The sequence below is a fragment of the Pseudomonas sp. TWP3-1 genome, assembly GCF_049896625.1.
Taxonomy (GTDB): Bacteria; Pseudomonadota; Gammaproteobacteria; order Pseudomonadales; family Pseudomonadaceae; genus Aquipseudomonas.
In genome coordinates, this window is the sequence record NZ_JAFCUQ010000025.1 from 1 (window position 1) to 13375 (window position 13375).

A 13375-nucleotide genomic window follows, 5' to 3' on the forward strand; every position below is an offset into this window, starting at 1 on the left:
GAGTCAGCGGTGAACGCGCCGGCAGTGATCAGGCCTTGTTTTTCGCCGGTAACCGACATGTACGCTGGTGTAGCCATGGGTGTGCTCCTTGCTGAAATTGAGAGTGCCCGGAGGCGAAAATCGCCCGGTGGGTGGCTGACTGTTATCAAGGAACGTGCCAGCTTTGGCGAAGTGCCTGTCAGACGGGGACTTCGTGTCTGTGGTGCAGGATTTTGATCGTTTTTTGATCAGCGGTCAGGCGAAAAGTGCGCAAGAAGTTGCGCAGTTGCGCGAAGCACTGCGCAACTTCTTGCGCACTTGGCTACAGGCCTTGCAGCGTAAGGCCTGTAGCGGTTTTAGGGAGTGTTTTATTACGGGCTACTGCGCAACTTCTTGCGCAGTATGGCTCGGCGCCACTATCGAACGATTTGCCATGGTCGGCGGTCAATCACTGACACATTCTTCAACCGAGTGAGAACGACATGAAAATCCTGATGGTGCTGACGTCCCACGATCAATTGGGCGATACCGGCAAGAAAACCGGCTTCTGGCTGGAGGAATTTGCTGCACCGTATTACGTATTCAAGGACGCCGGTGCGCAGTTGACTCTCGCCTCGCCCAAGGGTGGCCAGCCACCGCTGGATCCGAAGAGCGACGAGCCGGATGCACAGACCGAAGCCACCGAGCGTTTTCGCAAGGACTCGGCTGCGCAGCAGGCGTTGGGTGCCACGGTCAAGCTCGATACGGTGAAGGCTGAGGATTTCGATGCAGTGTTCTATCCGGGTGGCCACGGGCCTCTGTGGGACCTGGCCGAAGACCGCCATTCGATTGCGCTGATCGAGGCGTTTCATAATGGCGCTAAACCGGTGGCGGCGGTGTGTCACGCGCCGGGCGTGCTGCGTCATGTAAAGGCTGCCGATGGTCAGCCGCTTGTTAAGGGCAAGCGCGTGACTGGCTTCACCAACACCGAGGAAGAGGCGGTGCAGTTGACCGACGTCGTACCGTTTTTGGTGGAGGATGAGCTGAAGGCCAAGGGTGGGGTTTATTCCAAGGCTGAGGATTGGGCCAGTTATACGGTTGAGGATGGGTTGCTGCTGACGGGGCAGAATCCGGCTTCTTCTGAGGCGACGGCCAGGGCGCTTTTGGCGAAGTTGGGTTGAGTCGTTAGAGATCAAAAGATCGCAGCCTGCGGCAGCTACAAAGGCTGCGATTCTTTCAGTGGGACAAACATTTCTCTATTGAGCGCCGTTGCGTCTCGGCATACAGCGCCAACTCATCAATCGTCGAACGTCCCAGCGCCGTTTCGAATGCCTGGCGATTGGCGTGCTCGCCATAGTGCGTCTGCGCCGCGTCCCCGAGGTTGGACTGGAAAATCCCCGCTGCGCTGACTGGCAGGAAATCTTCGTACACCAGCGGCTCAGCTTTCACACGGCCATCGCGGAGCAATTCCTCCAGCGATGCAGTGCCAGTCCGACCCGCCGCCAAGCCCTTTTCGGTGACGAAATAGCGAAAGTACGCCAGTTTCTGTTCGCGCATTCCATCGAGGCTGTCAGGAAATTCGCTGAAATGCTGACTCATCAACGCGTTGTAACGTGCGGCGTTGGCTTCATTGGGAAACTCCCCCAGTTCATCCCGCGCAGCATTCAGCAACCGGTCATACAGCGCGCGGCCCTTGGGCGTCAGCGCCGCCCCACGTTGTTCGATTTCGCCGAAGCGCGCGCTGTGGCTGCCGCGAGTTTGTGTCTGATCGGTGAAAGCAATCGGCTCATCGAGTGCCTTGAAACTGGTCTGGCGCAGCAGAATCGGACACTGCCGACGCGGCGGGCCTTCGATCACCGCTTTGGGCGTGATGCCATGCAGCGGCATCTGCGCTTGCACGATGTCGATGTCCAGCGTGCGCGGCGTCAGATGATTGATGTGCGGGCCTTTGAACGCCACCACATCGGCGATCAGGCGATGCTGAGCGCTCAGCGTTTGGTACTGCGCGGCGCTGACGGTTGCGCTGTGATGCCAGCGAAAAGTCTCCAGCGCCTGTAAGACGAAGTCCTCAGCCTCTATATCGACCAGCCCGCCAGCATTCTCGGCACGCTCGATTAATTGCAGTGCTCGCTCGGTAAAAATCGACCGTTTTTCCAGCACGGATTCAGCGAACTCCCGAACCGAAAGGTCTTCGATCAATTCCAGACGCAACAGCGAGGTAAACACTCGAAACGGACTGACCTGCAACGCATCCTCATGCACCGCACGAAATGCCGTGGAATGCACCGGCACACCCGCCGGAGTCAGATCGTAATAGCCCACCGGCTGCATACCCATCACCGCAAACAGGCGGGCGAGGGTGGCCAACTCTGCGGCGGTGCCAACGCGGATTGCGCCGTGGCGCTCCATGTCCAGGCGCTCGATTTCGCCGGTGCTGTGCAGTTGTCGGGCGATCTGCGGCTGGCGTTCGAGCACTTCACGGTTGGTTTTTTCCACCAATTCCATCAGTGCGCCGTACAGCGGCACTTCTTCGCGGTACATGTCGGACATCGCTTTTGAGAAGCGTTGGCGGATCAGGTCGGGGCTGACGAAAGGCTGCGCGGTCATGAAAAAAAATTCCTGGCACGGTCACGTAAAGGATGTGGGAAAAGATCGCAGCCTTCGCCCACGCGGGCAAACGAAGAATCCTACGAACTTCATTCTGCCAACGACTGATCCATCACACGACCTCGCGGGAATTTTCCCCAAGAAACTCGCGGTACAAGCGCGCGGTACTCGCCGGTTGCTCGACCATCGGCATGTGCCCGACGCCGTCCCAAACATCGACGCGCAAATTGGCGATGCCCTTGCTCCATACCGGCACGCTGCTGACGTCGATCAGCCGGTCCTTGCGCCCCCACAGCAACAGCGCCGGGCATTTGATGTCGGGCAGTTTTGGTTCCATCGGCGGGCTGGCGCGAAAATCGCGGAATATTTCTTCCAGTTCGTCGCGCTGCTGCTCATAACGCTGGGCCATGGCGTCGAGTACCAGACCGGGCACCCAAGGTGGCGTGGCCATGGTCATCGCGTAGAAATTGCGGAATTCTTCACGTGAGTTGATCAGGAACGGATTATGCCCGCGCGCCAGGTGACGCTCCATATCGCTCGGCTCCGGGGCGGTGACGCCGGCCGGGTCGATCAAGGCCAGCGAAGCAATCCGCTCGGGATAGGTTGCGGCCAGCCACGCGGCAATGTAGCCGCCCATCGAATTGCCGATAACGTGGACTTTTTCCACGCCGCACACGTCGAGCAACTGGATCATGCGTTTCGCTTGGACTGCGATGTCGTAACCGCCGCCAGCCTTGAAGCCGGTTTCACCGTGGCCGGCCAGGTCCGGAATGATCACTCGGTACTGGCCGACAAAATGCCGGGCGCAGCGCAGCCACAGATTCTTGTCGGCGCTGAAGCCGTGCAGCATCAAGATCGTGCTCGACGCCTCGTACGGCCCACCTTGCCAGGTCGATACCGTCATCTCGGCGATCGGTACCTCAATCTTGTGCAGCCGGTACAGCTTGGCCTCGGCAGCCATGCTCCAGTCATAGAACCAGTGGCCGATGGTCGGGTAAGTCAACCAGCTCCAGGCCGCGAAAACCGCGATAGCCACAAACAGCAAAAGCATCTGACGTCTTCCTTCTACGTGTTCAGGACAGAATGTGGTCGGCCGGTTTCAGCGCCCGGGTCAAACGGTGGTAGCTGAAACTGAAGCCCGGAAACATCGCGATCACATGACCGCTCTTGCTTTGATACCAACTGTGACAGCCACCGGTTTTCCAGACTGTGCGCTCCATCTCACGGTGGATCATTGCAGTGTAGGTACGTTCTGCCTCGCGGCGAACTTCAATGCTGCGCAAGCCTTTTGCCTGCACGGTGCGGATACAGTCGAGGATGTAATTCATCTGCGATTCGATGATGAACAGCGCCGAAGTGTGGCCAATGCCGGTGTTCGGTCCGGTGACGATAAACAGGTTGGGAAAATCCGGCAGGCTGGTGCCGAGGTAGGCGCGTGGGTATTGCGCCCAGACGTCGCGCAGTTGCACGGCGTTTTTTCCGCTGACCGGGTAGGAAATCACCCCGTCGGTGGCGTCGTAACCGGTCGACCACACGATCAGATCGACATCGATGTGCTTGCCGTCGGTGGTGATCAGGCCGGTTTCGTCGATCGCGGCGATGGCTTGTTCGCGGCTGTGCAGACTCACGTTGGGGCGGGTCAGCGCCGGATAGTAAGTGCTGGAAACCAGCACCCGTTTGCACCCGATGGTGAAGTCCGGCGTGAGTTTTTGCTGGAGTTCGGCATCAGAAATCTGGCGTTTGAGGAATTTCAGCGCCTGGCGCTGCACCATGTGAATCGCCGGTTTTGAATATTTGAAGGCAATGACGCGGGTTTCGAACTGCCAATAGATCATCCAGCGCAGCAGCTTGTAGGCCGGTTTGAGTCCCAGCAGCCAGCGCTGAAATCGGCCGAAGGTGCGGTCGGCACGCGGCAGCACCCAGTGCGGCGTGCGCTGGAAGACGTGCAGATGTTCGACATCAGCGGCGATTGCCGGAATCACCTGCGCAGCGCTGGCGCCACTGCCGACGATCGCCACGCGTTTACCTTGGTAGTCGTAGCTGTGATCCCAATTGTTTGTATGAAAGGTCTTGCCTTGAAAGCGATCCTGCCCGGCGAAGCGTGGGATCACCGGTTGGCTCAGTGGCCCGCTGGCGTTGATCAGGAACTGCGCATAAAAAATTCCCTTGGCGCTGGTGTGCACGGTCCAGTGTTTCTTGCTCTCGTCCCACTCGACACGCTCGACGTTGGCCTCCAGCTCCACACGCTCACGCAGCCCGAAATGCTCGGCCACATGTTCGGTGTAACGCTGCAGTTCGGCCTGCCCGGCGAACATTTGCGTCCAGCGATAGGGCGCGAACGACAGCGAGTAAAGCGGGGAGGGCACATCCACCGCTGCACCGGGGTAGGTGTTCTGGCACCAGGTGCCGCCAAAGAAGTCGCGACGCTCCAGCAAACGAAAATCGTCGATCCCGGCCTTGAGCAAATTGACCGCCGCGCATTGGCCGCCAAATCCGCTGCCGATGATCAACACTTTATAGGTTTGCATGCGCCTCCTTCTTAGAGTGTTTTTTCCGATTTGCTCACTTCATGTATAGCCAATGATTTGTGCTGTGGGCGGTGCTGATGGCGAGGTATTTCGCCCGCTGGCCGGTGATGGCTATTTAACGTTGCCCTGTTAGACTCCCAGCACATCCGTTTTCCGGTATCCGCAGCTGCGTTGAGCGCTCGAGGCCCTTATGGCAAGAACGGGAGGAAAGGGACTTTCATTGGCCAGGAGGCTGTACACGTCGCGAATCCTCGGGTTGGTTCTGGGGCTGTTGTGCGTGAGCGTTGCGATGTACCCGCTCGACCCGCCGAAGTGGGTCTGGGTACTGATGTTTTTCAATGGCCTGATCTGGCCGCATCTGGCATTTCAATGGGCGCGCCGCGCCGCAGTTCCTTTTCACGCCGAACACCGTAATCTGTTGATCGACGCCTTTATGGGCGGCTGCTGGGTGGCGGCCATGCACTTCAATCCATTGCCCAGTGCCATGACCGTTTCGATGATGGCGATGAACAACGTCGCCATTGGCGGTCCGCGTTTTCTGCTGGCCGGTACAGCCGCGCAAGTGCTTGGTGTTGCGGTCGGGTTGGTGGTGTTTGCGCCGGCGTTTGTGCCCCTGACCACGCCGGCGCAGTTGTATGCCTGCCTGCCGCTGTTGATGCTGTATCCGCTGGCGCTGGGCTGGATCTGTTTCCGCCAGGCCTACACGCTCGGCGTGCATAAACGTGAACTGCTGGCGCTGAGCCGCACCGACAGCCTCACCGGTCTGCTCAACCACGGCGCGTGGAAGGATCAACTGGAAATCGAGTTCCAGCGCTGCCGGCTCCAGCAGAAGGGCGCGGCGATTGCGCTGATCGACATCGACCATTTCAAATCCATCAACGACACCTACGGCCATGTGGCCGGCGACATCGTCCTGCGCCAGCTCAGCAAAATGCTCAAGCACAACTTGCGCGCCGCCGATGTCGCCGGGCGTTACGGTGGCGACGAGTTCTGCGTGATCCTGCCGGACCTGCCGCTGTTCAACGCAGCCCAAGCCATGGAGGCGTTGCGCGAGCGTTTCGCTATCCTCGGCTACGATCAGAACCCGGCGCTAAAAGTCAGCTTGAGCATCGGGCTGGCTGCGCTCGATCCGGGCCACACCGATGCGACGCGCTGGCTGAATGACGCGGATCAGGCCCTCTACGAAGCCAAGGCCGGCGGGCGCAATCGGGTGATCTGTTGCAGTGACAGCCCGCCACGCCTTGAAGTGCTCGGTTCGGTCTAGGTCTTGGCGAGGTCGCATCCGGTATAGAGCCTTGGCGCGATGTCGGGTACGGTTGAGTGCCCCGACGCGAAACAAGGATCGATTCATGACGTGCAATTTTCCGCGCTCCCTGCTGGCTGCCGGCCTCGGCCTGACGCTCACCTTCGCCGCCTCTGGCGCCTTCGCCGAGCCGCACAAGCAAGTGTTGGCCGACGCCGAACAGTACAAACCCGAAGCCCTGAAACTGCTGGAGAAACTGGTCAATATCGACTCTGGTTCCGGCGATGAAGCGGGCCTGAAGAAAGTAAGCGACATCGCCATCGACGAGTTGAAAAAACTCGGCGCGACCATCGAACTGGTACCCAACACTCCAGAAAAAACCAACCACGTCCTCGCCACGTTCAAAGGCACCGGCAAGGCGAAAATCCTGCTGATGGCGCACATGGACACGGTGTTCAAGGAAGGCTCTGCCGCCGAGCGCCCGTTCCACATCAAGGATGGCCGCGCCTATGGGCCGGGGGTGATGGACGACAAGGGCGGCATCGTCGCCGGGATCTACGCGCTGAAAGTCCTCAAGAATCTCGACTTCAAGGATTACGCGCAGATCACTTTCCTGCTCGACGCCAGTGAAGAAACCGGCTCGGACGTCGCCACCGACCTGATCAAGAAAACCGCCAAGCTGCACGACGTGACCCTTAATCTTGAGCCGGGGCGTCCGGCTGACGGACTGGTGGTGTGGCGCAAGGGCAGTGCTACGGCGCTGGTCGAAGTCAAAGGCAAAGCTGCGCACGCCGGGGTCGCGCCGGAACTGGGGCGCAACGCTGCGATGGAGGCGGCGCACCAGATCTTGCAACTGGGCAAACTTGGCGATGAGGCGAAGAAAACCACCATCAACTTCACCGTGCTCAAGGCTGGTGACCGGACCAACGTGATTCCGGATCAGGCAATCGCCAAGGCTGACGTGCGCGCGGCGGTGCCCGAGGAGTTCGACCGGATCGAGAAGGATCTGGCGCGAGTGTCGCAGGACAAATTGATTGCAGACACGACCGTGACCACCACCTTGCAACGCGGCCTGCCACCGATGCCGCAGACGCGGGAGTCGGATCGTTTGATGGCGATGGCGCAGGGGATTTATGGCGAGCTGGGGCGCAAGCTGACTGAAGAAGGCAGCGGCGGGGCGGCAGATGCGAGTTTGTCGGCCGGGGTTGGCACACCTACGCTGGACGGGTTCGGGATTGTCGGCGGGAATATTCATACGCCAGAGGAATATGCCGAGGTCGAGAGTGTGGCGCCGCGGATTTATCTTTTGTCGCGGATGATTATGGAATTGGCGAAGGGCCAGTGACGAGATACAGCCTGAAAGCCCCTCCACCCCAGCCCTCCCGAAACGTCGGACCGCCCAGAGGGAGAGGGGGCCGACCGAGGTGTCTTGCGTTGTACATCGACCTGAGATCTTGAGTCGATTATGGGCTTTCCCGGCACAGGTGAATTCGTGCCACAGAAGGCCCCAGCCCTCTCCCGGAGGGAGAGGGGGCCGACCGAGGTGTCTGGCGTTGTACATCGACCTGAAATATCGAGTCGATTATGGATTCGGTAAGCAGGTTCAGGTCGATGAATGTTTCGAGCATCCCCGGATCGGTCCCCTCTACCTCTGGGCGGTCCGACGTTTCGGGAGGGCTAGGGTGAGGGCCAGATCTAAAGCCGAACACCGCCAGCAAAACCACCCCACAACTTTCCAAGACGTTTCCTACAACGTACCCTGTTGCCGCGTTTCGGTGTCGACCTCTATAGTTCGGGCTCGCGCAAAACTCCGCGAACGACCTTGGCCGGTCGATACAGGAACGTACAGTCTGTCCAACATATCTGACGATTTCGTCTGAGTTGTTGTGTTTTGGCGGCTGTGCGTGGGACACCTCCGGGTGTGCCGGTTCCTGTATCCGGTCGGCCAACCCGCGTACGGCTGCCACCCTCTTCGTTTGGCCGCGAATGGTGACAGTCCTTAATACAGGAGTTACACCAATGGAAGATCAAGTAATCCCCCGCTACCTCCCCATCGACACCTACGACGCCGAAACCCCGGTGCTCTTCATCAATACCCATAAAGAACTCAGCGACCTCGCTGCCTGCGCGATGCACCGGTTCGTGGTCGTGCGCGATCTGGCGGACACGTTCTCCAGTCTCAGCCTGCAGGGCATTTCCGGTTGTGATCTGACGCGGGTGACCAACGCGGTGCATCTGTTGATGCGCGAAGGTTGTGCGATTTTGAACGTGATTCAGATGCGCGCGATGCAGCGGGAAAAGGCGTATAGCACGCCAGCTTAGCGGTGAAGCAGCGGGCCCCATCGCTGGCAAGCCAGCTCCCACAGGGTTGGTGGTAGCCACCAATCCGTGGTCAGCCACAGAATTTGTGGGAGCCTGGCTTGCCAGCGATGGCGTCAGCCGGGCCGATACATCACTCTTTAACGCTCATGAATTCCTTGGCCCAGCGAATGTATTCCTCAGGCTGGGTATACGTATGCGTCAGCTCGGTAGCGCTCAAATCCGAGGCCTGAGCAAACATCTGCCGCTGTTCACGCAAGCTGTCGTACGTGGCTTTGATCGCGGCAAAGTAAGCGCCGTGACCATCAATCGTCACACGCACACCCAGTTCGGCCAGGCGCTTGTCGTCGCGCAGGGCAGGGTTGCCGTAGGTCACCAGCATCAGCGGCACGCTCAGGTGTTCGGCGATCTGTTCGAGTTGATCGAAGTCCTGAATCCCGACCATGCAAATCCCGTCAGCACCGGCGGCCTGATATTGGCGGGTGCGGCTGATGATTTCCTGGTTCGGCAAAATGCCCGCATTGGTGCGCGCGATGATGGCCATTTCCGAATCGACCCGTGCTTCAAGTGCCGCGCGGATCTTGCCGACGCCTTCGGCGACCGAGATCAGGTCAGTGGATTTGCGGCCGAATTGTGCCGGCAGCAGAGTGTCTTCGATGGTCAGGGCGGCGACGCCGGCGCGCTCGAGTTCGACGATGGTGCGCATCACGTTGAGGGCGTTGCCGTAGCCGTGGTCGGCGTCGGCGATCACCGGCAATTGCGCGACGCGGCCAATGCGCGTGGCCTGTTCGGCGAATTCGCTGAGGGTGATCAAAGCGAAGTCCGGCGCGCCCAGCACCTGCAACGAGGCCACCGAGCCGCCCAGAATTCCTACTTCAAAACCGAGGTCAGCGGCGATGCGCGCCGACATCGGGTCGAACACCGAAGCCGTGTGATAGCAGGTGTCGGACGCCAGCAGTTGACGGAAGTTACGGCGCAAATCTTGATGAGAAAGCCTGGACATACGAGTTCCACCATACGAAGGAATGGAAAGGCTTGAACAAAGGTGTCAACGCCGAAGGATGAAAAGGCTATCACGCGAAAGGGGCAAGGATCATGACGAATTTGCGTGGCGGTGCTCAGGCCGCCACGGCGTGCTGCTGTTGATTGGGTAACAATACCGCGCGCACCGAGTTGCCCGGTTGCAGTTGCAGGCGTTTGGCGGTCAGGCGGTCGATCACCAGACTGCTGCCGACCCGACGCGCGGGGGCGACGGTGATGCGGCAGTTTTCCAGGCGCCGATTATGGATCAGCCACAGCGGCGCCTGATCGTCCGGGGTGCCGACGCTGAGAGTCAGTTCAAGACTGTCGCGCACGGTGCGGATGTTGCGGATCGGCGCTTCGATCACCGGACCGCCGTCGAAAATGTCGATGTAGCCTTTGTGCGCGAAACCTTCAGCCTGGAGGATTTTCAGCGCCTGTTCGGTGTTGGGGTGCGGCTGGCCGATCACCGCTTGCGCCTGTTCGGTGAGCAGGCAGGTGTACAGCGGCTGACGCGGCATCAGTTCGGCGATGAAGGATTTGTTGCCCAGCCCGGACAAATGATCGGCGTGGCTGAAATCCATCTGGAAGAAGTGCCGACCGAGGCTGTCCCAGAACGGCGAACAACCCAGCTCGTCAGCGCTGCCACGCAATTCGGCAATCATTTTTTCGCCAAACAGCTGCGGAAATTCGGCGACAAACAGCAGCCGGCCCAGCGATAGCAAGCGCCCATTGCTGCCGTGGCGCTGGTCGTGGCGCAGGAACAGCGAGCACAGTTCCGATTGGCCGGTCAGTTCGTTATTGAGAAACAGCGTCGGGATCTGCCGCTGAATGCCCAGATCCGGCGCCGAGCTGACGGTCAGCCCGACGCGATAGTTGTACCAGGGTTCGCGCAGACCGACTGCGCCGGCCATGGCGCTGACGCCGACCACACGCTGTTCGTCGTCCTCAAGCACGAACAGGTAGTCGGCATCGGCACGTTCGACCTGCTCGGCGAAGGCGCGCTGGGCCCAGCGTACCCGGTGGGCCAGACGATCTTCGTTGGCCGGCAGGGTGGTGAACCCCGGGCCAGCCTGTTGCACCAGGGTCATTAACGCTGGCAGGTCGCTGACCAGAACCGGACGGACAATCATGTTGCAACTCCTTTTGCGCGCCTGCTCGGGCACTGTCGTTGGATCGGGGCGCGTGTCACAGCGAGGTCAGCCGGATCGTGCTGCCATCGGTCACGTGCAGCGCCGTGCACAGTGCCGGGGTCAGGGCCAACGGTTGGCCGGGCTGATAATCGAGTTCGGCGACGATCGCGCGAAAACCATGCAGTCCGTCATTGCTCAACAAGTAGCGACCGCGAGCATCGATTGTTGCTTGCTGATCGACGGTTGCCGTCTGACCCTTGGCGATCGAGCGAATGTTCGCAGTGCGCGCATACAAGGTCGGGCCGGCGTCAAACAGGTCGATGTAGCTGTTGGTCTCGAAACCCTCGCGCTCGAGGATGTCGAAGGCCTCTTGGCCATCGGGATGGACGGCGCCAATGCAATCCTGTGCAGCCTGAGGCAGCATCGGCACGTAAATCGGATACTGCGGCATCAGTTCGGCGAGAAAGGTCCGGCTCTGCAATCCGCACAGACGCTCGGCCTCGACGTAGGGTAGATCGAAGAAGTGTTTGCCCAGCGCATCCCAGAACGGCGAATGGCCGTTCTCGTCGCTGTAACCGACGATTTCGGTGATCACCGCGTCGGCAAAGCGTTCGCTGTGTGCTGCGATGAACAGCAGGCGTGCGCGCGACAGCAGTTCGGAAAACGGCGTACGCACCAGCCCCGCGTCGATGTGAAAACCGCGCAGCAGCGTGTGGCCGCTGAGGTCGTGACACAACGACAGTGCCGGCACGCCGTGTTCAATGTTCAGCTCGCGCGAGGCGCTGGTGAAGTGGCGATTGCGCAAGCTGTAAAACGGTTCGTTAAAACCGGCGGTGGCGAGAATTTCCGAGCAACCGACGAGTTTCTGGCTATCCAGATCTTCGAGTACGAAGAAGTAGTTCTCCGGGCCTTGCGCCTTCGCCTCGCTATCGAACGACGCGCAGGAACTGGCGATTTTCTCGCGCAGGCGCTCGCTGTCGTCCGGCAGCGACGTGACGCCGACCAGGCTGTCGCGGGCCAGTTGTTGCAGTTGCGGCAGGTCGGTTGGCTCGACTGGGCGTAAGACCAGCATGGATGCACTCCTGTATCAAAGGGTCCGGCGAATTCGCCGAACCTGACTATCACTGTCGGTTGCCACGCATTAAATCGGCGGTCGCCTGATTTGATGTCAGACGCCGCTCTTTTTCTTGTCAGCCATTGCTCGGGTCAGGCAGCGCGGTATTCGCGCCGAGCTTGTTCAGGAAGAACAGATACACCAGACCCAGCGCCACCCAGATCAGGCCGAGCTTCTGCGCATCGACGCCCATGTTGTACATGATGGCCGCGACGATGATGAAGCCGACCACCGGGCAGATCAGATGCCGAATGACCTGGCCGGATTTCTGCCGGCGCCAGTAGTAATTGATCACGGTCAGGTGCAGCAGCATGAAACCGCTGAGGGCGCCGAAGTTGACCAGCGAGGTCAGGGTGTCCACCGAGTTGATGAACAGGTAGCAGATCACCAGCGACAGCACCGCCACCAGATAAATGCTCAGGTAAGGCGTGTTGTGTTTCGGATGGACCTTGGCCAGCACTTTCGGCAGCTTGCCGTCGCGGGCCATGCCGAACAGCAAGCGCGAAACCGCCGCTTGCGAGGTAATCGCCACCGCCACACCCCAAGCCAACGCCGTGGCGATGCCGGTCAGGGACGCCAGCCAACTGCCGGCGGCGATTTCGGCGATTTCATAAAACGCAGTGTCAGCCGATTTGAAACCCATGCCCGCTGCCAGATCGGTAGCGATCCAGGTTTGCGCGACAAAGATCACGCCCATCACCAGCAGTGTGATCAGCGCCGCTTTGCCGACGCTGCGGCCCGGATCGCCCTTGATCTCTTCAGCGAGCGTGGAGATCGCATCGAAGCCGAGGAACGACAGCACTGCAATCGACACCGCTTGCATCAGCAGGGCGAAGTTGAAAGTTTCCGGGTGATACAGTGGCGCCAGCGTCAGTTCCCCGTTGCCGCCACCGTTGTGCAGCGCGTTCCAGGCGTAAAACAGGAAAATCCCCAGTACCACCAATTGCGCCAGCAGAAACACGATGTTGATACGCGCGGTGAAGGTGATCCCGCGCAGGTTGACGAACGTCGCACTGACGAGGAACGCCAGAATGAAGCCGACTTTTGGAATGTCCGGGTACAAATGGTTGAGCGCCATCGCCGCATAGACGTAGAGCAGCGGCGGAATCAGCAGGTAATCGAGCAGCATCAGCCAGCCGGCGATGAAGCCGACGTGTTGATTCAAACCACGCTGGGCGTAGGAATACACCGAGCCGGCAATCGGAAATGCGCGCGCCATGCTGCCGTAACTGAGCGCGGTAGACAGCATCGCGACCATGCCGATGATATAGGCCAGCGGCACCATCCCCGGTGCCTCGGCGTTCACGTAGCCATACACGCCGAACGGGGCGATGGGGATCATGAAGATCATCCCGTAGACCACCAGGTCGGTCAGCGTCAGGCTGCGTTTCAACTCCTGTTTGTAGCCGAATTGTTCTATTTCCATGCAGCGCCACTCCTTGTCAGGCAATCG

The 13375-nt window shown here is 59.9% G+C and carries 12 protein-coding genes and 1 pseudogene; 5 read left to right on the forward strand and 8 right to left on the reverse strand.

Going from position 1 to position 13375, the window contains the following annotated elements:
- Positions 1 to 77 (reverse strand): annotated as a pseudogene (locus ACP7BN_RS25160) (Hcp family type VI secretion system effector); the annotation flags it as partial.
- Between the two features lie 116 nt (positions 78 to 193).
- Between ACP7BN_RS25160 and ACP7BN_RS25165 the strand changes: the two are divergent.
- Positions 194 to 454, forward strand: a complete 261-nt coding sequence (locus tag ACP7BN_RS25165; RefSeq protein WP_426206532.1) for a hypothetical protein — start codon at positions 194 to 196, stop codon at positions 452 to 454.
- 7 nt (positions 455 to 461) lie between these two features.
- A complete protein-coding gene (locus ACP7BN_RS25170; protein WP_426206533.1) occupies positions 462 to 1139 on the forward strand; it encodes a type 1 glutamine amidotransferase domain-containing protein in 678 nt (225 codons plus the stop codon).
- A 55-nt stretch (positions 1140 to 1194) separates the two neighbouring features.
- Here ACP7BN_RS25170 and hglS read toward each other — a convergent pair whose 3' ends face one another.
- The 3 genes from hglS to ACP7BN_RS25185 form a co-directional block, all read right to left on the reverse strand.
- Positions 1195 to 2565 (reverse strand): 2-oxoadipate dioxygenase/decarboxylase HglS, encoded by a 1371-nt coding sequence (gene hglS, locus ACP7BN_RS25175; protein ID WP_426206534.1) that lies wholly within the window; start codon positions 2563 to 2565, stop codon positions 1195 to 1197.
- A gap of 112 nt (positions 2566 to 2677) precedes the next feature.
- The gene (locus tag ACP7BN_RS25180; protein ID WP_426206535.1) at positions 2678 to 3616 is read right to left on the reverse strand and encodes an alpha/beta fold hydrolase; all 939 of its coding nucleotides are present in this window, start codon (positions 3614 to 3616) and stop codon (positions 2678 to 2680) included.
- Between the two features lie 22 nt (positions 3617 to 3638).
- Entirely contained in the window at positions 3639 to 5093 is a 1455-nt protein-coding gene (locus ACP7BN_RS25185; protein ID WP_426206536.1) for a flavin-containing monooxygenase, read from the reverse strand.
- Positions 5094 to 5283: 190 nt separating this feature from the next.
- Between ACP7BN_RS25185 and ACP7BN_RS25190 the strand changes: the two genes are divergently transcribed.
- The 3 genes from ACP7BN_RS25190 to ACP7BN_RS25200 all read left to right on the forward strand — a co-directional run bounded on the left by ACP7BN_RS25190 (position 5284) and on the right by ACP7BN_RS25200 (position 8658).
- Positions 5284 to 6357, forward strand: coding sequence for a diguanylate cyclase (locus ACP7BN_RS25190; RefSeq protein ID WP_426206537.1), 1074 nt, complete (start codon positions 5284 to 5286; stop codon positions 6355 to 6357).
- Between the two features lie 85 nt (positions 6358 to 6442).
- On the forward strand, positions 6443 to 7681 hold the full coding sequence (locus ACP7BN_RS25195; RefSeq protein WP_426206538.1) for a M20/M25/M40 family metallo-hydrolase: 1239 nt from the start codon (positions 6443 to 6445) through the stop codon (positions 7679 to 7681).
- A 674-nt stretch (positions 7682 to 8355) separates the two neighbouring features.
- Positions 8356 to 8658, forward strand: coding sequence for a hypothetical protein (locus tag ACP7BN_RS25200; protein WP_426206539.1), 303 nt, complete (start codon positions 8356 to 8358; stop codon positions 8656 to 8658).
- 130 nt (positions 8659 to 8788) lie between these two features.
- Here the strand turns inward: ACP7BN_RS25200 and ACP7BN_RS25205 are convergent, their stop codons facing one another.
- From ACP7BN_RS25205 to ACP7BN_RS25220, 4 genes are all read right to left on the reverse strand, one after another.
- Positions 8789 to 9658, reverse strand: coding sequence for an isocitrate lyase/PEP mutase family protein (locus ACP7BN_RS25205; protein ID WP_420649508.1), 870 nt, complete (start codon positions 9656 to 9658; stop codon positions 8789 to 8791).
- Between the two features lie 115 nt (positions 9659 to 9773).
- Positions 9774 to 10808 carry an arginine N-succinyltransferase gene (gene astA / locus ACP7BN_RS25210; protein WP_426206540.1) on the reverse strand — a complete coding sequence of 345 codons (1035 nt, stop codon included), beginning with the start codon at positions 10806 to 10808 and terminating at the stop codon, positions 9774 to 9776.
- Between the two features lie 55 nt (positions 10809 to 10863).
- Entirely contained in the window at positions 10864 to 11880 is a 1017-nt protein-coding gene (locus tag ACP7BN_RS25215; protein WP_426206541.1) for an arginine N-succinyltransferase, read from the reverse strand.
- A gap of 118 nt (positions 11881 to 11998) precedes the next feature.
- Positions 11999 to 13348, reverse strand: a complete 1350-nt coding sequence (locus tag ACP7BN_RS25220; protein ID WP_426206542.1) for an APC family permease — start codon at positions 13346 to 13348, stop codon at positions 11999 to 12001.
- Positions 13349 to 13375: the final 27 nt, after the last annotated feature.